General features: G+C 71.3%; 18 protein-coding genes. 7 read left to right on the forward strand and 11 right to left on the reverse strand.

What is annotated here, in order from left to right; genetic code table 11:
• The 6 genes from E1286_RS15965 to E1286_RS15990 form a co-directional block, all read left to right on the forward strand.
• Positions 1 to 1,137: glycosyltransferase (locus E1286_RS15965; protein WP_132613208.1), on the forward strand; the 1,137-nt coding region annotated here is incomplete at its 5' end.
• Positions 1,134 to 1,802 (forward strand): DUF998 domain-containing protein, encoded by a 669-nt coding sequence (locus tag E1286_RS15970; RefSeq protein WP_132613210.1) that lies wholly within the window; start codon positions 1,134 to 1,136, stop codon positions 1,800 to 1,802. The genes E1286_RS15965 and E1286_RS15970, both read left to right, overlap by 4 nt.
• Positions 1,803 to 1,847: 45 nt before the next feature.
• Positions 1,848 to 2,666, forward strand: coding sequence for a cytochrome P450 (locus tag E1286_RS15975; protein ID WP_132613212.1), 819 nt, complete (start codon positions 1,848 to 1,850; stop codon positions 2,664 to 2,666).
• Positions 2,663 to 3,403 carry an isocitrate lyase/PEP mutase family protein gene (locus E1286_RS15980; protein ID WP_132613214.1) on the forward strand — a complete coding sequence of 247 codons (741 nt, stop codon included), beginning with the start codon at positions 2,663 to 2,665 and terminating at the stop codon, positions 3,401 to 3,403. The genes E1286_RS15975 and E1286_RS15980 overlap by 4 nt, the downstream gene beginning before the upstream one ends.
• 7 nt (positions 3,404 to 3,410) lie before the next feature.
• Positions 3,411 to 6,230 (forward strand): AfsR/SARP family transcriptional regulator, encoded by a 2,820-nt coding sequence (locus tag E1286_RS15985; RefSeq protein ID WP_132613216.1) that lies wholly within the window; start codon positions 3,411 to 3,413, stop codon positions 6,228 to 6,230.
• A gap of 35 nt (positions 6,231 to 6,265) precedes the next feature.
• Positions 6,266 to 7,777 carry a DHA2 family efflux MFS transporter permease subunit gene (locus tag E1286_RS15990; protein ID WP_132613218.1) on the forward strand — a complete coding sequence of 504 codons (1,512 nt, stop codon included), beginning with the start codon at positions 6,266 to 6,268 and terminating at the stop codon, positions 7,775 to 7,777.
• Between the two features lie 123 nt (positions 7,778 to 7,900).
• On the opposite strand, the gene E1286_RS15995 is transcribed toward E1286_RS15990, so the two are convergent.
• The 8 genes from E1286_RS15995 to E1286_RS16030 form a co-directional block, all read right to left on the reverse strand.
• Positions 7,901 to 8,800, reverse strand: a complete 900-nt coding sequence (locus E1286_RS15995) for a serine hydrolase (protein ID WP_246074899.1) — start codon at positions 8,798 to 8,800, stop codon at positions 7,901 to 7,903.
• Positions 8,801 to 8,911: 111 nt separating this feature from the next.
• Positions 8,912 to 9,784, reverse strand: a complete 873-nt coding sequence (locus tag E1286_RS16000; protein ID WP_223189999.1) for an alpha/beta hydrolase — start codon at positions 9,782 to 9,784, stop codon at positions 8,912 to 8,914.
• Positions 9,785 to 9,809: 25 nt separating this feature from the next.
• The gene (locus tag E1286_RS16005; protein WP_132613224.1) at positions 9,810 to 11,204 is read right to left on the reverse strand and encodes an NAD(P)/FAD-dependent oxidoreductase; all 1,395 of its coding nucleotides are present in this window, start codon (positions 11,202 to 11,204) and stop codon (positions 9,810 to 9,812) included.
• A gap of 39 nt (positions 11,205 to 11,243) precedes the next feature.
• Positions 11,244 to 12,032, reverse strand: coding sequence for an ABC transporter permease (locus tag E1286_RS16010; protein ID WP_132613226.1), 789 nt, complete (start codon positions 12,030 to 12,032; stop codon positions 11,244 to 11,246).
• Positions 12,029 to 12,880: an ABC transporter permease gene (locus tag E1286_RS16015; RefSeq protein WP_111182287.1), complete on the reverse strand. Its 852-nt coding sequence runs from the start codon at positions 12,878 to 12,880 to the stop codon at positions 12,029 to 12,031. The genes E1286_RS16010 and E1286_RS16015 overlap by 4 nt, the downstream gene beginning before the upstream one ends.
• A 2-nt stretch (positions 12,881 to 12,882) precedes the next feature.
• Positions 12,883 to 14,076, reverse strand: coding sequence for a polyamine ABC transporter substrate-binding protein (locus E1286_RS16020; protein WP_132613228.1), 1,194 nt, complete (start codon positions 14,074 to 14,076; stop codon positions 12,883 to 12,885).
• A gap of 30 nt (positions 14,077 to 14,106) precedes the next feature.
• Positions 14,107 to 15,183 carry an ABC transporter ATP-binding protein gene (locus E1286_RS16025; RefSeq protein ID WP_132613230.1) on the reverse strand — a complete coding sequence of 359 codons (1,077 nt, stop codon included), beginning with the start codon at positions 15,181 to 15,183 and terminating at the stop codon, positions 14,107 to 14,109.
• 17 nt (positions 15,184 to 15,200) lie between these two features.
• The gene (locus E1286_RS16030) at positions 15,201 to 16,634 is read right to left on the reverse strand and encodes a gamma-aminobutyraldehyde dehydrogenase (RefSeq protein ID WP_132613232.1); all 1,434 of its coding nucleotides are present in this window, start codon (positions 16,632 to 16,634) and stop codon (positions 15,201 to 15,203) included.
• Positions 16,635 to 16,890: 256 nt separating this feature from the next.
• Here E1286_RS16030 and E1286_RS16035 point away from each other — a divergent pair, with 256 nt between their 5' ends.
• Positions 16,891 to 17,382 (forward strand): Lrp/AsnC family transcriptional regulator, encoded by a 492-nt coding sequence (locus E1286_RS16035; protein WP_132613234.1) that lies wholly within the window; start codon positions 16,891 to 16,893, stop codon positions 17,380 to 17,382.
• Here the strand turns inward: E1286_RS16035 and E1286_RS16040 are convergent.
• The 3 genes from E1286_RS16040 to speB are packed head-to-tail and all read right to left on the reverse strand — an operon-like array spanning position 17,379 to position 20,505.
• Positions 17,379 to 18,023, reverse strand: coding sequence for a cyclase family protein (locus E1286_RS16040; protein ID WP_132613236.1), 645 nt, complete (start codon positions 18,021 to 18,023; stop codon positions 17,379 to 17,381). The two genes, E1286_RS16035 and E1286_RS16040, sit on opposite strands and share 4 nt — an antisense overlap.
• On the reverse strand, positions 18,023 to 19,552 hold the full coding sequence (locus E1286_RS16045) for a purine-cytosine permease family protein (protein ID WP_132613238.1): 1,530 nt from the start codon (positions 19,550 to 19,552) through the stop codon (positions 18,023 to 18,025). The genes E1286_RS16040 and E1286_RS16045 overlap by 1 nt, the downstream gene beginning before the upstream one ends.
• On the reverse strand, positions 19,549 to 20,505 hold the full coding sequence (gene speB, locus E1286_RS16050; protein ID WP_246074897.1) for an agmatinase: 957 nt from the start codon (positions 20,503 to 20,505) through the stop codon (positions 19,549 to 19,551). Before speB ends, E1286_RS16045 begins: the two co-directional genes overlap by 4 nt.
• Positions 20,506 to 20,509 lie beyond the last annotated feature (4 nt).

Consider the following 20,509-nt stretch of genomic DNA (forward strand, 5'->3'; position numbering starts at 1 on the left):
ATCTCGTCCGACACCTACCCGCCCGACGTGAACGGCGCCGCGTACTTCACCCACCGCCTGGCCACCGGCCTGGCCGCGCGCGGCAACGAGGTGCACGTGGTGTGCCAGTCCGACGTCGGCCCCGCCAGCGCCGACGTGGTGGACGGCGTCATCGTGCACCGCCTGCGCTCGGCGCCGCTGCTCGTCCACCCCACCATGCGAATCACCGTGCCGACCCGCCTGGACCGGCTGGTGGCGAGCATCCGCCCCGACGTGCTGCACACCCAGGGCCACTTCGTCGTCGGCCGCTCCGCCATCGCCGCCGCCCGCCGCGCCGGTGTGCCGGTCGTGGCGACCAACCACTTCATGCCCGACAACCTCTTCCAGTTCGGCCACATCCCCGAACGGCTGCGCAAGCAGGCCGGCCGGCTGGCCTGGCGCGACTTCGGCCGTGTCTTCAACCGCACCGACCGCGTCACCACGCCCACACCGCTGGCCGCCCGGCTCCTCGCCGAGCAGGGTTTCACCCGTGAGGTCGAGCCGATCTCCTGCGGCATCGACCTGGCCCGCTTCCACCCGCACACCGAGCCGAAGGCGTGGGCGCGCAGGCTCTTCGGGCTGCCCGACCGGCCCACCATGCTGTTCGTCGGCCGCCTGGACGAGGAGAAGCGCATCGACGAGCTGGTCCGCGCCCTGCCGCTGGTGCTGAACGAGACCGACGCGCAGGTGGCGCTCGTCGGCAAGGGCAACCAGCGCACCGAGCTCGAACGGCTGGCCCGGCGCATCGGCGTCGGCGACCGGGTGTTCTTCCTCGGGTTCGTCCCGGACGAGAGCATGCCGCAGGCGTTCGCCGCCGCCGACGTCTTCGCCATGCCGGGCGTCGCCGAGCTGCAGAGCATCGCGACCCTGGAGGCGATGGCCAGCGGCCTGCCCGTCGTCGCCGCCGACGCCATGGCGCTGCCCCACCTGGTCGACGACAACGGCTACCTGTTCCAGCCGGGCGACGTGGTCTCGCTGGCCCGCCACCTGACCGCCATCCTCGCCGACGACGGCCTGCGCGCCCGCTTCGGCAAGGCCAGCAGGGAGCTCGCGCTCACCCACGACCACCAGGCGTCGCTCGCCCGCTTCGAGGAGATCTACGACGAGGTGGCCCGATGACGCCTCGGGGATGCGCCCGGCTCAGCGTGGCGGCCACGGTGACGTCGGCGGGGGCGCTGGCGTACGCGGAGACCACGCTGCCCGCGCAGGTGCTGCTCAGCCACTACGCGCTGGTCCCGGGCGGACTCGCGCCCGTGATCGCCGGGATGCTGGCGCTCGCGGGGGCGTGCCTGTGGCTGGCGTACGGGCTGGCCGTGACGGATCCGGCGCGTACGGCGGCCACACGGGTGCTGCTGCTGGCCGGGGCCGCGGGTCTGGTCATGAGCGCCATCTTCCCGACCGACCCGAGCGGGTCGCAGCTCGACACGGTGTCCGGCGAGATCCACCGCTGGGCGGCGGCCGTGGTGTTCACCTCGCTGCCGGTCGCGGGCTGGATGCTGGCCCGTGGGCGGGCCGGCGCGCCCGGCTGGAACGCGGTGCGCGCGCTGAGCGTGGCCGCGGGGATGACGCTGGCGGTGTACCTGGTGGCCCACCCGGCCTCGTTCACCTCCTCGTTCGTGAACGGGGGCGCCTACTACGGGCTGCTGGAGCGGGCCGTGGTGGTGGCGGACATGGCGCTGATCCTGGCGATGGCCCTCGCCGCCGCCGGACTGCGGCCCGCCGCCGCGACCACGTCCGCGGTGGAGACGAGCGAAGAAGCGGAACCGCAGCAGCTGGCCGCCTGACATGCTTCGACCGGCGGCGAAAGGACTCCGCCCTAGCGTGGGCGCATGCCTGTCACACGTCATGCCGAAGCGGTGGCCGTACTGGCCGACGCCCGATACGTTCCGCCGCCCGTACGCGCCGACGGCGCCGAGGGGACGCTGGCCTGGTTGCGCGCCCGGGTGTCGCGGTTCAGCACCGGCCAGGAGCACGCCGAACGGCGGCGCCTGCTCGTCGCCCTGCTGGACGAGGTCGACCCGGCCGGGCTGCGCCAGGCGGCCAGGGCCATGGCCAGGGAACGGGACGGGAACTGGCGGGGTGTCCCCGTGGCCGTGCTGGGAGCCGCGCTCGGTGTCGAGGACACCGCCGCCGTGCCCGCCGCCGCGGCCGGGTACCTGTCGGGCGAGGAGAGCCCGCAGGCCGACGCCGCCGTCGCCGAGCTGCTCGGGCAGGCGGACCTCCCGGTGATCACGCTGCTGCTGCAGGCCCACACCGCCACGGAAGCCCTGATCGAGAACGCCCTCACCCGCACCCGCGCCACCGCGGACGGCCTGATCGCAAACGTCCTCGCCGGCGCCGCCGCGAACGGCCTGGCCGGCGACGCCCCCAGCTGGGACGGCGACGTCGAGGCGCTGCTGCACGAGACGCTGCGGCACGACCCGCCGCTCAAGGCCACCCGCAGGCTCGACACCCGCACCGGCGACGAGGTGACGATCGACCTGGTGGCCGTCAACCGCGACCCCGAGGTGTTCCCCGACCCGGAACGCTTCGACCTCGCGCGCGGCCGGGCACCGTACCTGACCTTCGGCTCGGGCGTTCGCCCCTGCCCCGCCCCGCACCACGCGCTCGCCCTGGCTGCCGGTGTCCTGGAGGGACTGCTGCGATGAGCTTCCGCGATCTGCACCGCCCCGGCGACCCGCTGCTGCTGCCCAACGCCTGGGACTACGGCTCGGCCGCGTACCTGGCCGCGCAGGGCTTCCCGGCGATCGGCACGACCAGCCTCGGCGTGGCCGCCGTGCACGGCAAGCCGGACGCGGCCGGTGCGACCAGGGCCGAGACGATCGAGCTGGCCGAATCCATCGGGTCGCTGGGGGTCCTGATCACGGTGGACATCGAGGGCGGATTCAGCGACGACCCGGCCGAGGTGTCCGACCTGGTCGCCTGCCTGGCCGCGCTGGGCGTCGCGGGCGTGAACCTGGAGGACGGCCGCCCCGACGGCACCCTGCGCCCGATCGGCCTGCAGCAGCGCATCATCGAGGCCGCCATGGGGCACGGCGTGTTCGTGAACGCCCGTACCGACACGTGCTGGCTGCGGACCGGTGACACGCGGGAACGGGTGCGCGCGTACGGCCACGCCGACGGGATCTTCGTCCCGGCCCTGACCGATCTGGACGAGATCGCGGAGGTGGCGGCGAGCACGCCGCTGCCGCTCAACGTGCTCCACCAGACGGGCGGTCCCACGCTCGCGCAGCTCGCGCAGGCGGGGGTGGCCCGGGTGAGCACCGGGTCGCTGCTCTACCGGGCCGCGCTCAGGGAGGCCGCGGCCACCGCGCTGGCACTCCGAGGCGAGCAACCACCATCCATCCCGACATATACACAGATCGCGGCGAGCTTGCCGCGATAATCGAGGCATGCGCTTTCAGATCCTCGGCCCCACCGCCGCGCTGGGCGAGGACGGCGAGCCGATCGCGCTCGGCGGCCCCCGGGTACGCGCCCTGCTGACGCTGCTCGCCCTGCACGCGGGCCGCGTCGTCGGCGCCGAGCAACTCATCGACGGCATGTACGGCGCCGATCCCCCCGACGGCGTGGCCAACGCGCTGCAGTCGCAGGTGTCGCGGCTGCGCCGGGCGCTGGGCAGGGACCTGGTGGAGTTCCACCCGGCCGGTTACCGCCTGGTCGCCGACCCGCAGGACGTCGACGCCCGCCGGTTCGAGCTGCTGGCCCGGGCCGGCCGGCAGGCGCTGACCGGCGGCGACCCGGAGCGGGCCGCCGCGCTGCTGCGCGAGGCGCTCGACCTGTGGCGCGGCACGCCGCTGGCCGACGCCCCGCACGCCGAGGCCGCCGCGGCGGCGCTGGAGGAGCTGCGGCTGGCCGCCACCGAAGACCGTGTGCAGGCGGACCTGGATCTCGGCCGGCACCGCGACCTGGTGGCCGAGCTGCGCCAGCTCACCGCCGTCCACCGGCTGCGCGAGCGGCTGACCGCCCAGCTCATGCGCGCCCTGTACGGCAGCGGCCGCCAGGCCGAGGCGCTGACCGTCTACGACCAGGCCAGGAAGCTGCTGGACGAGGAGCTGGGCGTCGAGCCGGGCCCCGAGCTGGCCGCCGCCCACCTGGCGGTCCTACGCGCCGACCCCGCGCTGGGGGCGCCCGCGCCGAGCGCGGCAGGCCCGGTCAGGCAGGGTCTGCGCGCCCAGCTCACCAGCTTCGTGGGCCGCACCGAGGAGCTCGACCAGGTACGCGCCCGGCTCCGCGACAACCGGCTCGTGACCCTGATCGGCCCCGGCGGCGCGGGCAAGACCCGCCTCGCGAACGAGGCGGCCGATCAGGAGCCCGGCGACGTGTGCTTCGTGCCGCTCGCTCCGGTCTCCGACGCCTCCGGCGTGCCGCGGGCGGTGCTGGCCGCGCTCGACATCCGCGACGCGCTGCTGCACGCCGAACGCCCGGCCGTCGACCCGCTGACCAGGCTCGTCACCGCGCTCGCCGACCGCAGGCTGCTGCTCGTCCTGGACAACTGCGAGCACCTCGTCGAGGCCGCCGCCGACCTGAGCGACCACCTGCTGGCCGCCTGCCCCGGTCTGCGCGTGCTGGCGACCGGGCGCGAGGCGCTCGGCATCACCGGCGAGTCGATCCTGCCCGTGGCGCCGCTGCGGCTGCCGCCGGTGGACACGGACGACCCGCTCGACTACGCGGCCGTGCGGCTGTTCGCCGACCGCGCCGCCGCCGTCCGGCCCGGCTTCGCCGTGGACGCCGGCAACGCGGCGCAGGTCGTCCGCATCTGCCGGGCGCTCGACGGGCTGCCGCTGGCCATCGAGCTGGCCGCGGCCCGGCTGCGCACGCTGTCGCTCGCCGACGTGGCGGCGCGGCTGGACGACCGGTTCCGGCTGCTCACCCGCGGCAGCCGTACGGCGCTGCCGCGCCACCAGACGTTGCGCGCGGTCGTCGCCTGGAGCTGGGACCTGCTGGACGAGAGCGAGCAGCAGGCCGCCATGCGGCTGACCGTGTTCGCCGGCGGCGCCCGGCCAGGGGCCGCCGAGCAGGTGTGCGGGCTGCCCGAGGACGTGCTGTTCTCGCTGGTGGAGAAGTCGCTGGTCGAGTTCGTGGCCGGCCGTTTCCGGATGCTGGAGACGATCCGGGCCTTCTGCGCCGAACGACTGGCCGAGTCGGGCAAGCAGGTCGCCGTCCGGCAGGCGCACGCCGACTACTACCTCGACCTGGTGCAGATCGCCGACAGCCGGCTGCGCACCGCCGACCAGCTGGAGTGGCTGGCACTGCTCGACGAGGAGGGCGACGACGTGGTCGCGGCCACCCGCTGGGCCGCCGAGTCGGGGCAGCCGGAGCTGGGGCTGCGGCTGGTGGCCTGCAGCGCCTGCTACTGGTGGATGCGCGGTCACCGCGTCACGAGCGCCAACCTGGCCGCCGCCCTGCTCGACCGGCTCGGCCCCAGGCAGCTGCCCGGCATGGAGGAGGAGTACGCCCTGTGCGTGCTCGTGGCGGCCTGGGTGGGAGCCGACGACGAGGCGCTGCGCGCGCGGGTGGTGGAGCTGCGCGACGTGCTGGGCTGGAGCTACGTGCCCTCCCGGATGGAATTCCTCATGATGCTGCTGTCGCTGATGACCGGCCCGCCCCCCGACTTCGAGCAGGCCATCGACGAGATCATGAACGTCGCGCCGAGCCTTGGCCCGTGGCAGCGGGCGCTGTCCTACACCGGAGCGGCGTTCGTGCTGCAGACGCTGGGCCGCATGGACGAGGCGCTGGAGTACTTCGGGCGCAGCCTGGACCACTTCCGGGCCATCGGTGAGCGGTGGGGCGCGGTGCTGGTGCTGTCGGGGCTCGGCGCGCTGCGGCAGGAGCAGGGCGACTACCGCGGCGCGTACGCGCTGATCGACGAGGCGTTGACGCTGGCGCGGGAGCTGGGCTCCAGGACCGACATCGCCGAGAACCTGTGCCGCAGGGCCGACCTCCTGTTCCACCTCGGCGACGTGGAGGCCGCGCGGGCCGACTACGCGCTCGCGGCGGGCCTGTCGCGGCGCAACGGCTCGATGGAGATGCTGGCCTGGGCCGAGCTCGGCATGGGCGAGGTGGCGCTGTTCCGAGGCGACCTCGACGAGGCGCGCGTCTGCCTGACCCGGGCCCGCGAGGTGTGTCCCGAGGAGTGGTACAGCACCGTGGACACCCGCGCCCGCATCGCGGCCGGTCTGGCGGCGGTCAGCGGGTCGGTCAGCGAGCGGTAGGCCCTCCGTCAGCCGTCACGGCGACAGTGAGCCGCATGACGAACAAATGGTCCTGCCTCGCGATCGCCTGCGTGGCCACGCTCCTGCTCTCGCTGGACCTCACGGTGCTGCACCTGGCCCTGCCGAGCCTGGTGGGCGACCTCGGCGCCAGCTCCACCCAGCTGCTGTGGATCGGCGACATGTACGGCTTCGCGCTGGCCGGCCTGCTCATCACCATGGGCAACGTCGGCGACCGCATCGGCCGCAAGCGCCTGCTGCTGATCGGCGCGGCGGCGTTCGGGGCGGCGTCCGTGATCACCGCGTACGCGCCGAGCGCCGAGCTGCTGATCGCCGCGCGGGCGCTGCTGGGCGTGGCCGCCGCCACGATCATGCCCTCGACGCTGTCGATCGTCCGCAACGTCTTCACCGACCCCGGTGAGCGGACGGCGGCCGTGGGCATCTGGAGCGGCATGAGCGCGGCGGGCTTCGCGGTCGGCCCGGTGGTCGGCGGCCTGATGCTCGACCACTTCTGGTGGGGGTCGGTCTTCCTGATCAACGTGCCGATCATGGCTCTCGTGGTCGTCGGCGGCTTCCTGGTGCTGCCGGAGTCGAGCAACCCGAACGCGGGACGGATCGACCTGCTCAGCGTGGTGCTGTCGTTCGCCGGCATCGTGGCAGTCGTCTACGCGATCAAGGAGATGGCGCACAAGGGCCTGGAGCACGCCGACGTGGTGGCCGCGGGCGTGGCCGGGATCGCGCTGCTCGCGACGTTCGTGTGGCGGCAGACGCGGCTGGCCGAGCCGCTGATCGACGTACGGCTCTTCCGGCGGCGGGCGTTCAGCGCGTCCATCCTGACGAACCTGCTGGCGATCTTCGCGATGTCGGCCATGATGCTGATGTTCGCCTGGTACCTGCAGCTCGTGCTCGGCTGGTCGCCGCTGCAGGCGGGACTCGCCCAGCTGCCCGGTGGTCTGGCCGGCGCGGTGGGCGGCGTGCTGGCCGCCAAGCTGATCCAGCCGCTCGGCAGGAACGGCGTGGTCGCCCTGGGGCTGGCCATGAACGCGGGCGCGTTCCTGTGGTACACGACGCTCGGCACCGAGGTGACCTACATCACGCTGGTGCCCGCCATGGTGATCGGCGGCATCGGCATCGGATTCGCCTTCACGGTCAACAACGACAACGTGCTGGCCACCGCGCCCCCCGAGCGGGCCGGGGCGGCGGCCGCGGTGTCGGAGACGGCGTTCGAGCTGGGCGCGGCGCTCGGCATCGCGATCCTCGGCACGGTGCTGACCAGCGCGTACCGGGCGAACCTGGAGCTGCCCGCCGGGGTGCCGGCCGAGGCGGCGCGGGAGTCTCTCGCCGGGGCGGTCAGCACGGCCTCGACCCTGCCCGCCGGCCAGGCCGCCGAGCTCGTCCACGCGGCCCAGCTGGCCTTCCTGGAAGGCGTGCACCTGACCTCGTTCGTCACGGCCGGCGTCCTGGCGGTGGTGGCGCTGATCGCCCTGGCGGGCCTGCGCGGCGTCCCCAAGGTCATCCCCGAGGAGGTCCTCACCCGCGCCCACTCCTGACGCCACCCCGAGACGCCGCACCGCAGCTGGGTGCGGCGTCTCACCGCTTCCAGGACACTTCTTGGCGACGTCTCCCCCGTCCGGGGCCCGTCACGCGGGCACCGGCCCTTCCAGGGACCCCCGTCAGAAGGTGGGTTTGGTGGGGCAGGGGCGAGAGATGGTCGGGGTGAGGGAGTCGAGGCGGGAGCCGATCAGGCGGGCGATGCCCTCGATGGTCTGGATGCCCGTCCCCTCCCCTGGCTGGCGGTCGGTCTGGACCGACAGCAGCAGATCCCGCCCCGGGCCGACGACGCGGCCGTAGCTGGTCACCGCCCACGTCTTCTGGACGAACGGCCGCGGCGTCCACCCGTTCTTCAGCGCCACCCGGTCACCCGGCCGGGCGGCCGCGCTGACGCCCCACGCCTGCTCCCGGCGCACCTGCTCCATCAGCCCGAGCAGCAGCGCCCGGTCGGCGGACGACAGCCCCTTGCCGCCCTTGACCAGCACCTTCATCAGCCGGATGCGGTCGGCGGGGCTGGTCTTGGTGCCGCCCCAGTAGCTGCTCGGCCCGGGCGTGGTCTCCTTCAGCCCGATCCTGCGATAGAAGTCGCCCATGGCCGCGCCGCCACCGACCCTCGACCAGAGCGCGTCGGCCGCGCTGTTGTCACTCTCCGTGATCATGCGGGAGGCCAGGTCGCGTTCGTGCTCGTCGAGCCGGCCGTCGCGGCGCTGGAGCAGCGCCGCGAGGATGTCCACCTTGGCGCCGCTCGCGGTGATCAGGTCGCCGTCGTGCCGGCCCTGGCCCAGCGAGACCCCGCTGACCAGGTCCACCGCGGCGTAGACGATCCGGCCGGGACGGTCGCCGACGTAGTGGGCGATGTCGCGTTCGAGCCGGGCGCGCGCGGCATGCCCCGCCCGTACATCCGGATATTTCAGGAAACAGCGTGCTGCCTTCACCGGCGCCCGCACCGCGGCGGGCTTCACCGGAACGGGCTCCGCCCCGCACCCCGCCACGAGCGCCAGGCCCAGCCAGGCCGTCCACATCGTCCGCACGTGCCACCTCCCATCGGTGGTCGTACGGAACATTCCCGGCCATCACCCCGGGCGCATCACACTCGGAGCTTTCCTGGACATACCTTCAGCGTCCCCTTGCCGTCACAAGTGCTCGCCCAGGAAGTCGGCGGTCGCGTCCACGGCCTCCGTGACGTACGGCTCGCGGTCGTAGAGGTCGATGTGCTGTTTGGCGTCCACCCAGACGATCTTCTTCGGCTGGTCGAGCCGTCTGAACGCCTCCTCGGCCCCCTCAGGCGAGCAGAACCGGTCGATCACCCCGTGGACGATCAGCGCCGGCTTCGGCGACAGGAAGTCGGCGCCCATCATGTTGTCCATCGTCAGCAGCTCCCGCACGCTGACCCGGGTCACCTCGTTCTCCCAGAGCGGCGAGGCGCCCCGATCCGTCCCGTAGTACGCGTACGGCTCGTCCCCCGGCATCGCGGCCTCGCCCTGCTCCGCGACGACCGGCATGTACTCGACCGGCCCGCCGTGGTCCTGCCGCTCCAGCACCTCCGTGTACGACGCCAGCGCCGCCTGGTAGTCCGTGCCCGACCGCATCGCGTACGGGTTGTTGTACGCCCCAGCGATCCCCGCGAACGCCTTCACCCGCGGATCGAAGGCGGCGAACTTCAGCGCGTACCCGCCACCGAGGCAGATGCCGACCGCCCCGATCCGCTCGGCGTCGACCTCGGGCCGCCCGCGCAGGAACGACACCGCGGCCCGCAGGTCGTGCAGCTTGCCCTGCGGATCCTCGTGCCGGCGCGGCTCGCCCTCCGACTCGCCCCAGGAGCGGTGGTCGAAGGAGAGCGTGACGTAGCCGCGCTCGGCCAGCCGGGCGGCGTACAGACCGGTGACCTGGTCGCGGACGCCGGTGAACGGCCCCGTGAAGACCAGCCCCGGCCACGGCCCCACACCCTCGGGCACCCGCAGATCCCCGGCGAGGGTGAGACCGTCGGCGGTGAACTCGATTCTCATGCCCACCAGTCTGAGCCCAGCCGAACTACGTGTCGAAGCCCAGCCCCATCCGGTCGAGCGCGCGCAGCCACAGGTTGCGCCTGCCCTGGTGCTGGTCGGCCTGGGCGATCGACCAGCGGGTGAACTGGATCACCCCGGAGCGCACCGGCTCGGGCGGGAACGGGATCGGCTTCTCCTTCACCATGCGCAGCTCGGTGCGTTCGGTGCGCTCGCCGGCCAGCAGGTCGAGCATGACGTTCGCGCCGAAGCGGGTGGCGCCGACGCCCATGCCGGTGTAGCCGAGGGCGTAGGCGAGCCGGCCGCCGTGCGCCCGGCCGTAGAAGGCGCTGAAGCGGCTGCAGGTGTCGATCACGCCGCCCCAGCGGTGGGTGAAACGCACGCCGTCGAGCTGCGGGAAGGTGTCGTAGAAGTGCTCCGCCAGCCTGACGAACGTCTCGTCGCGCTGGTCGTACTCCGGTTTGACCAGGCCGCCGTTGTAGTAGACGGCGTCGTAGCCGCCCCACAGGATGCGGTTGTCGTCGGTCAGCCGGTAGTAGTGGAACTGGTTGCCCGAGTCGCCCACGCCCTGCCGGTTGCGCCAGCCCACGGAGGCGAGCCGGTCGGCGGTCAGCGGCTCGGTCATCAGCGCGTAGTCGTACACGGGGACGACGTAGTGCTTGAGCCGGCGCAGCAGCGGCGGGAAGACCCCGGTGCCCAGCGCCACGCGGCGGGCGGCCACCGAGCCGTGCGGCGTCCCCAGCGTGAGCAGCGTGCCGTCGTCGTGCAGCGAGCGGACCGGGCTGCGCTCGTGGACGCGTACGCCGAGGCGCAGGCACGCCTCCCGCAGCCCCCACGCCAGCCCCGCCGGATCGAGCATGGCGCAGCCGCTGCGCTCCCAGAGCCCGCCGAGGTAGGTCGGCGAGTCGACCTCGGCCCGCACCTGTTCGCGGTCCAGCGGCAGGTAGTCGAGCCCCAGCTCGGAGATCACGTCGTGGTGCTCGCCCAGCGCGTCCACCTGCCAGGGCTCGGTGGCGACGTGCAGCTCGCCGGTCCGCTCGAACGAGCAGTCGATCCCGTAGCGCTCCAGCGTGCGCTCGATCTCGTCCAGATTCGCCACGCCCATGCGTTCCAGCCGGTCGATCTCGTCCGGCCACCGTTCCAGGCCGTTGGCCAGGCCGTGGGTGAGGGTCGCCATGCAGAACCCGCCGTTGCGGCCGGTGGCGGCCCAGCCGATCCTGCGTCCTTCGAGCAGGACGACGTCCAGCGAGGGGTCGCGTTCCTTGGCCATCAGGGCCGTCCACAGCCCCGAGAACCCGCCCCCGACCACGACCAGGTCGGCGGCGGTCCGTCCGGTGAGCCGCTCCCGCGGCTCGGGTCTGGCCGGGCTGTCCAGCCAGTACGGCTTGCGCTCCGCGTCAGCCAGCGCCTTCAGCGGATCCACAGATCCCACTTCCCTACGAGAGTTCGGTGACGAGAATGCTCAGGCGCGGCGGCGGGCCGCGACCGCGTTGGCGATCGCGATGAGCACGCCGATGCCGAAGATCAACGTACCCATGACGTTGACCTGCGGCGGGATGCCCGTCTTGACGGCGCCGACGATCCACAGCGGGAACGTCACGGTTGAGCCGTTGACGAAGCTCGTCACCACGTAGTCGTCGATCGACAGCGCGAACGACAACATGGCCCCCGCCAGCACACCCGGCAGGATCGACGGCAGCGTCACCTGCCGGAACGTGCCCCACGCCGACGCGCCGAGGTCCCTGGCGGCCTCCTCCAGCGACGGGTCCAGGCCGACGACCCGCGCCCGCACCGTGACGACCACGAACGACAGCGAGAACAGCACGTGGGCGACGATGATCGTGTTCGCGTCGCGCGGCACGTTGCCCGAGACGAACAGCGACAGCAGCGAGGCGCCCATGACCAGCTCGGGCGTGGAGATCGCGGCGAAGACCAGAAAATTCGTCGCGCCGCTGCCGCGGAAGCGGTGGCGGCCGAGCGCGAGGCCCAGCATGGTGCCGATGACGACCGTGATCACGGTGCTGACCAGGGCGATCACCAGCGAGTTGCGCAGCGCCACGGTCAGGTCGGAGACGTCGAAGAGCTCGGCGTACCAGCGCAGGGTGAAGCCCTGCCAGGTGGTGTTGGACTTGCTCTGCTTGTCGTTGAAGCCGAACAGGATCATCACGGCGATCGGCGACGACAGCCAGGCGATGATGAGCCAGGTGTAGGCGTGCAGCAGCCGGTCGCCGAGCCGTCCGCGGGTCCTCATCGGGCCGCCGCCTCGAGCACGTTCTCCGTACCGAGCGCCTTGGCGTAGACGAAGATGCCGACCAGCAGGATCGCCATCAGCGTGAACGACAGCGCCGAGGCGGTCGGATAGTCGAGGTTCGTCAGGTACTCGGTCTGGATGATGTTGCCGATCATCGTGTTCGACGTGCCCCCGAGGATCTGCGCGTTGACCGGGTCGGCCGTGGCCGGCACGAACGTCATCAGCACCCCGGCGAACACCCCCGGCAGCGACAGGGGCAGCACCACCCGCCGGAAAGCCGCCGCCCGGGTCGCGTACAGGTCCTGCGCCGCCTCCACCACCCGCGGGTCCACCCGCTCCAGCGCCACGTAGATCGGCAGGATCATGAACGGCAGGAAGTTGTACGTCAGCCCGCCCACCACCGCGAACGTCGTGGCGAGCACGTGGAAGCCCTCGGGCAGCAGCCCCCAGTCCTTCAGCGTGCCGAACAGGATGCCGTTGTCGGCCAGCAGGAAGTTCCACGAGATCGTCCGCAGCACGAACGACACGAAGAACGGCAGCAGCAGCAGGAACAGGTACATCGACTTGCGCCGGCCGCCCCTGAAGGCGATCCAGTACGCGACCGGGTAGCCGATCAGCAGCATGGCCACGGTGGCGAGCCCGCCGTACAGCAGGGAGCGCAGCAGCTGGGTGCTGTACGTGCTCAGCGCGTCGCCGTAGTTGGAGAAGCTGAACGTCATGGCGAAGCCGTCGATCGCGTTCCCGGTCTGCAGCGACACCGACGCCATCGCGGCCATGGGCACGACCAGGAAGATCGCCAGCCACATCCAGCCCGGCAGCGCGAGCAGGTAGGGGGTCAGCCGCCTCATCGTCACGCCTGGGTGATCGACTGGAAGATCGGGTTGAACACCTGCTCCTGCTGGGTGGTGAGCGGGGTGTAGCTGCGCAGCTTGGCGTAGTCGGCGTCGCTGGGGAACATGAGCGGGCTGTTCACCATGTCGTCGAGGGTCTGCTTCTCCTCGCCCTTGGCCTGCTCCGCCTTCTCCCGCAGCAGGTCCTGCACGGCGGGGACCGGGGTGACGTACTGGATGAACTCGTCCAGCTCGGCGGCGATGGCCGGCTGGTAGAGGTAGTCCATCAGCATGAGCGCGTCGAGCGGGTTGGCGGCGCCCTTGGGGATGAGCATGTTGTCGGTCCAGATCGTGCCGCCCTCGGCCGGGACCACGAACTTGACGGGCTCGCCGGCGAGCTGCCGCTGGAACACGTCGCCGGACCACGCCATGCTCAGCCAGATGTCGCCCTTCGACACGGCGTCGATATACGACTGATCATAATATTTCCGCACAATTCCGGCATCGCGTTGCGCCTTCAGCTTCTCCCCGGCCTTCTGCCAGTCCGCCTCACTCGACTTCTCCGGGTCGATACCGAGAGCGATCATGCCGAAATTGGCGATCTCCTGAGCGTCGGCCATCATGCCGACCCGCCCTTTGTACTTCTGATCGAACAACGCCTCGATACTGGTGATGTCGTCTTTGACGTAATCGGTGTTGTACGCGATCCCGGTCACCCCGGAGGTGTAGGGCACCGTGTACTTGTTTCCGGGGTCGTAGGCCCGTTCCTTGTACTTCTGCCCGGCGTTGGCCTGGAAGTTCGGCAGCTTGGAGTGGTCGAGCGCCACCGCGTAGCCGAGGTCGATCATGTGCTGGAGCTGGATGCCGTTCGTCATGACGACGATGTCGTAGCCCAGTGACTGCCCGGCGCGCAGCACGGGGTCGGCCTTGCCGAAGAACTCCGCGTTCTCCTGGATGACCTCCTTGTACTCGTACGCGATGCCGGTGTCGGCCTTGAACTTCTCCAGCGGCCCCTTGTCCTCGGGCATGTACTCGGGCCAGTTGGCGAAGACGACCTTGCCGTTCTTCTTCTGCTTGGCCCAGAAGTCGGCCACGGCGTCGGCCTTCGGCGGCGCCGCCTTCTGCCCCTGCACGCCGCAGGCGGCCAGGGCGAGCCCGGCGGCGGAGGCGCCGGCGAGCCTGAAGACGTCACGACGGGTGCGGGGCTGCGTCATTCCACGCATGAAGGGGTTCATGGAGTGCTCTCAACTTCCAATCACGTACGAATGCTGCGCCTGCCAGGAAAGCCAGACGGAGTCGCCCCGCTCCGCCGTGGCCGTCGCGTCGTGCGCGTTCTGCTCGAACACCGTGATGACCGTCCCGTCGGCCCCGTCGGCGAGATTCACGGCGTAGCTGTTGTAGGTGCCCAGGTAGACGACCTCGGCCACGGTGCCGCGCACGCCGCTCAGCTCCGGAGCGGGCTCCTCCGTGCCGATGGTGATCTTCTCCGGCCGTACGGTGACCGTCACGTCGCCGTCGTGGCCCGGCACGAGCACCCGGCCGCCACCGACCTTCAGGACGCCGCCGGCCGCGGCGCCCGTGAGCAGGTTGGAGGTGCCGATGAACCCGGCCACGAACGCCGTGGCGGGGCGCTCGTAGATCTCACGCGGGTCGGCCAGCTGCTCGACCAGCCCGTCGTTCATGACGGCGATCCGGTCGCTCATGGTCAGCGCCTCGCCCTGGTCGTGCGTGACGTACACGAACGTGATGCCGACCTCGCGCTGGATGCGCTTGAGCTCGATCTGCATGGCCTGGCGCAGCTTCAGGTCGAGCGCGCCGAGCGGCTCGTCCAGCAGCAGCGCGCGCGGCCGGTTGACCAGGGCCCTGGCCAGCGCCACGCGCTGCTGCTGGCCGCCCGACATCTCGCGCGGCCGGCGCCTCTCCCTGCCGGTGAGATCGACGATCTCCAGCATCTCGCCGACCCGCCGCCTGATCTCGTCGGCCGGGGTCCTCTTCTGCTTGAGCCCGAAGGCCACGTTGTCCCAGACGCTCATGTGCGGGAAGAGCGCGTAGGACTGGAAGACCATGTTGACGTCACGTCTGTTCGGCGGGACGTTCGTGACGTCCTGGCCGTGCAGCTTGACCAGCCCCTTCGTGGGCTGCTCGAAGCCGGCGACCATGCGCATCGTCGTGGTCTTGCCGCAACCGGACGGGCCGAGGAGGGAGAAGAACTCCCCCTCGGCGATGTCCAGCGTCACACCCTTGACCGCCTGGACGACCTCGCCATGCGAGAGATACTCCTTGACGACGTCCTCAAGCTCAATCGCACTCAGCCCGGTCATTCCAGGATTCGTCCTTGCTATTCGCCGATGTAGTGCATGACGTGCTTGACCCTGGTGTAGTCATGCAGACCGAACACCGACAGGTCCTTGCCGTACCCGGAGTGCTTGAAGCCGCCGTGCGGCATCTCCGAGACGAACGGGATGTGCGTGTTGACCCAGACCACCCCGAAGTCGAGCCGGTTCGACACGCGCATGGCGCGGCCGTGGTCGGAGGTCCACACCGAGCCGGCCAGGCCGTAGCGCACGTCGTTGGCCTTGGCGATCGCGTCGGCCTCGTCGGTGAACGTCTGGACGGTGATCACGGGGCCGAAGACCTCGTTCTGCACCATCTCGTCGTCCTGGCGCAGCCCGTCGACGACGGTCGGGGCGAAGAAGTAGCCCTTGTCGCCGACGCGGTGACCGCCGGTGAGCACCTTGGCGTGCGCGGGCGCCCGCTCGATGAAGCCCTGGACGCGGGCCAGCTGGTTCTCGTTGTTGAGCGGGCCGTAGAGGGCGTCCTCGTTGTCCAGGCCGCCGGTGACGGTGCCCGCGGCGGCCTCGGTGAGGGCGGCCACGAACGCGTCGTGCGCGCTCTCCTGGACCAGCACCCGGCAGGCGGCCGTGCAGTCCTGGCCGGCGTTGTAGAGACCGGCGACGGCGATGTCGGCGGCGGCCCTGCGCAGGTCCTTCACGTCGTCGAACACCACGACCGGCGCCTTGCCGCCGAGCTCCAGGTGCACCCGCTTGAGGTCGTCGGCGGCGCTCCTGGCCACCGACATGCCCGCGCCGACCGAGCCGGTGATGGCCACCATCGCGGCCGTCGGGTGGCTCACGACCAGGGCGCCGGTCTCGCGGTCGCCGGTGACGACGTTGAAGACGCCCGCGGGCAGCACCTCGCCGAGGATCTCGGCCATCTTGAGGGTGGAGACCGGGGTGGTGTCGGAGGGCTTGAGCACGATCGTGTTGCCGGCCGCGAGCGCCGGGGCGATCTTCCAGACCGCCATCATCATCGGGTAGTTCCACGGCGTGACCTGGCCCACGACGCCGATCGGCTCGTGCCGGATGACGCTGGTGTGGTCGGCCATGAACTCGCCGGCCGTCGGGCCCTCCAGCGTGCGCGCGGCGCCGGCGAAGAACCGGAAGTGGTCGGCGGCGATCGGGGTCTCGTCCTCGGCCATGCGGGCGCGGGGCTTGCCGGTGTTGAGGCACTCGGCCTCGTTGATCTCGTCGGCCCGCGCGTCGATCGCGTCGGCGACCTTGAGCAGCAGGTTGGCCCGCTCACCAGGAGTGGTCCGGCCCCACGACTCGAACGCGGCGGCCGCGGCGGCGAAGGCGGCGTCGACGTCCTCGGGGCCCGAGACGGGAGCCTGGATGTACGGCTCGCCCGTGCACGGATCGACGATGTCAGAGAATTTCCCGCTCTTCGCGTCAACGAACTCGCCGTTGATGTAGTTCTGCAGACGGGTGGTCATTCGCCCTCCTTTGTCGGTCGTATGACCATGGTGCGATGTCCAGGGATGACCTCGGCGAGCTCGATCACTCGCGAGGCGGGCCGAGATGCCGCGACTCTTACAGAGCGAATGCATCTCGACAAGGGATTTCGTGGTGAAGATATCAAATTGCTACGAATTCGCTTGACAGTACGCCAAGAACTGACAACATGTCGCACCAGGACGGCAACCTCACCGGTACGCCGCCGTAACGCCGGACGGTCAGGGAAGGACCGGGATGACGACGCCGCCCCGTGTACGACGCAACGGCCCAGCCTCCGGTCCGGTGGTTCTCGACGACCTGTCCAAGCAGATCATCGAACAGCTCCAGATCGACGGGCGCATGCCGTACGCGGCGATCGGGAAGGCCGTCGGGCTGTCGGAGGCCGCGGTGCGCCAGCGGGTGCAGCGGCTGCAGGACGCCGGCGTCATGCAGATCGTCGCCGTCACCGACCCCCTCACGCTCGGCTTCCCGCGCCAGGCCATGATCGGCGTCAACTGCGAGGGCGACCTGGAGGCGGTGGCCGACGAGCTGGCGGCCATCGAGGAGATCGACTACGTGGTGCTCACGGCGGGCTCCTTCGACGTGATCGTGGAAGTGGTCTGCGAGGGCGACACCCACCTGCTGGAGATCCTCAGCAAGATCCGCGCCATTCCGTCCGTACGGGCCACGGAGTCGTTCGTGTACCTGAAGCTGCGCAAGCAGACGTACTCCTGGGGCACCCGCTAGCCCACTCTCGCGACGGCCCGCACGGGCGCGCCGTCGGCCCCCGGCAGGCGCAGCGGCAACAACGACACCTCGATCGGCAGGCCGCGGGCCTGGGCGTCGAGGAGGCGGTCGAGGCCGGTCAGGTTCTCGGCGATGACGGCGTGGGCGCCGCACAACACCCGGTGGGCGGGGAAGTCGTCGGCGGGCGTGGGATCCACGCTCAGCGCGTCGATCCCGACCGTCCGCACCCCCGCCTCCACCAGCAGCCGCGCCGCCTCCTCCGTCAGGTACGGGTGCGCCGTGTAGCGCTCGCTCCCCCAGCAGGCCGACCAGCCGGTGGCGACCAGCACGATCGCCCCCGCCCGGACGACCCGCGCGAAGGGCTCCGGCCCGATCGGCGAGCGCGGCGGCAGGCCCAGAGCGTCCACCACGACGGCCGGGCCCCAGAAGCGCTCCAGCGGCAGCTCGTCCAGCGCGGGCAGCGCGTCGTCCACGTGGTACGGCGCGTCCACGTGGGTGCCCGACTGGGAGCCCAGGTGCAGGCGGAGCACGTTGACGCCGTCGTCCGCCACCGTCAGCGCGGGCCCGACCGAGACCTGCGGGTCGCCCGGGTAGACGGGCATCCCGGTCTCGATCGGGACCGACAGGTCGACGAGCTCCATCAGGTCGCCGGCTCGGCCGCGGTGGTCGTTGTGGTCGCGTCCACGATCGGCAGCACCGGGGTGTCGGCCGCGCGTACCAGGCGCGGCCCTTCGGGGCCGTAGACCTCGCGCGGCTCAGGGAAGACGGCGAGCAGCACCAGGTAGAGCACGGCGGCGGCGCCCAGGCCGACCGGGAGCGAGATGTCGATGCCGCTCGCCAGCTCACCCAGCGGGCCGACGAACTGCCCCGGCAGGTTGACGAACGTCAGCGCCAGCGCGGCCGAGACCAGCCAGGCGGAAAGTCCCCGCCAGTTCCAGCCATGGGCGAACCAGTAGCGGCCGCCGCGCTGGCGGCGGTTGAACACCTGCAACGCCTCGGGGTCGTACCAGCCGCGGCGCGTCACGTAGCCGAGCATCATGATCACCATCCAGGGCGCCGTACACGTGATGATCAGTGTGGCAAAGGTGGAGATGCTCTGGGTGAGGTTGGCGGCGAAGCGGCCGACGAAGATGAACACGATCGACAGCGTGCCGATGAACACCGTGGCCCGCACCCGCGAGAACCGGGGGAAGACGCTGGAGAAGTCGAGGCCGGTGCCGTAGAGGGAGGTCGTGCCGGTGGACATGCCGCCGATCAGCGCGATGAGGCAGACGGGCACGAAGTACCAGCCGGGCGAGATCGCCAGCAGGCCGCCGACGTAGTTGGGCGCGGCCGGGTCGACGTACTCGGCGGCCTTCGCCGCGATGATCGACGCGGTGCTCAGACCGAAGAAGAACGGCAGGAACGTGGCGATCTGCGACAGGAACGCCGCGGCCATCACCCGCCGGCGCGGCGTGTCCGCCGGGATGTAACGGGACCAGTCGCCCAGGAACGCGCCGAACGACACCGGGTTCGACAGCACGATCAGGGCCGCGCCGATGAACGACGGCCAGAACAGCGCGTCGCCGGCCGCGAGCGTGCCCGGATACGACGGGTCGAAGTCGCCGGCGAAGGCGAACACCCCGAGGACGAACAGCAGCGACGCCGCCGCGACCGCGATCTTGTTGACGAACAGCATGAACCGGAAGCCGTACACGCACACGACGAGCACGAGAACCGCGAAGATCCCGTACGCGACGGCGTACGACAGGTCGGTGTCCGGCAGGCCGACGAACCGGTGGGCGCCGCCCACCAGCGCGTCGCCCGACGACCACACCGAGATCGAGAAGAACGCGATCGCCGTCAGCAGCGACAGGAACGAGCCGACAATGCGCCCGTGCACGCCCAGGTGCGCCGAGGAGGAGACGGCGTTGTTGGTGCCGTTCAGCGGGCCGAACAGCGACAGCGGCGCCAGGATCAGCGACCCCACCACCAGACCCAGCACGGTCGCGGCCAGGCCGTGCCAGAACGACAACCCGAACAGGATGGGGAAGGCCCCCAGGACGCAGGTGGCGAACGTGTTGGCGCCGCCGAACGCCACCCGGAACAGGTCGAAGGGGCGCGCGGTGCGCTCGGCGTCGGGGATGCGCTCGACGCCGAACGTCTCGATCTCGGTGATGGTCCCGCTCATGTCGCCTCTTCCTCCTGGATCGCGAGCAGGCTGACGAGGTCGTACGCCACGTGGGAGGCGGCGATGGAGGTGATCTCGGCGTGGTCGTAAGCCGGGGCGACCTCCACCACGTCCGCTCCGATCAGGCGGCAGCCGGCCAGGCCGCGCAGGATCTCCAGCAGCTCCCTGCTGGAGAGCCCGCCGGCCTCCGGGGTGCCGGTGCCGGGGGCGTGCGCCGGGTCGAGCACGTCGATGTCGACCGAGATGTACACCGGACGGTTGCCGACCCGCTGGCGCAGCTGGTCGATGACCTCGTCCAGGCCGCGCCGCAGCACGTCGGCCGCGGTCACGATGCCGAACCCGATCCGCCGGTCGTCCTCCAGGTCCTTCTTGCCGTACAGGGAGCCGCGGGTGCCGACGTGGCTGAGCGCCTCGGTGTCGAGCAGGCCCTCCTCGGCGGCCCGGCGGAACGGCGTGCCGTGCGTGTACTCGGCGCCGAAGTAGGTGTCCCAGGTGTCGAGGTGGGCGTCGAAGTGCACGAGCGCGACGGGCCCGTACTTCTTGGCCGCCGACCGCAGCAGCGGCAGGGCGATCGTGTGGTCGCCTCCGATGGTGACCAGGCGCGCGTCGATCGCGTCGGCCCCGGCCTCGACGGTCTCGATGGCCTCCTCGATGTGGAACGGGTTGACCGCGATGTCGCCGGCGTCGGCCACCTGCACCCGCTCGAACGGCGACAGGTCGAGGCCCGGATGGTAGGGCCGCAGCAGCCGGGACGCCTCCCGCACCGCGGCGGGGCCGAACCGGGCGCCCGGCCGGTAGGACACTCCGGTGTCGAACGGCACGCCCACGACCGCCACGTGGGCGCGTTCGACCTGGTCGAGGCGGGGCAACCGGGCGAACGTGGCCGGTCCGGCGAAACGGGGAACCTTGGAGGAATCGACAGGGCCTTGGTGCATGCGCACAGTGTTCGCCATGCCT

It is taken from the genome of Nonomuraea terrae (assembly GCF_004348995.1).
Taxonomy (GTDB): Bacteria; Actinomycetota; Actinomycetes; order Streptosporangiales; family Streptosporangiaceae; genus Nonomuraea; species Nonomuraea terrae.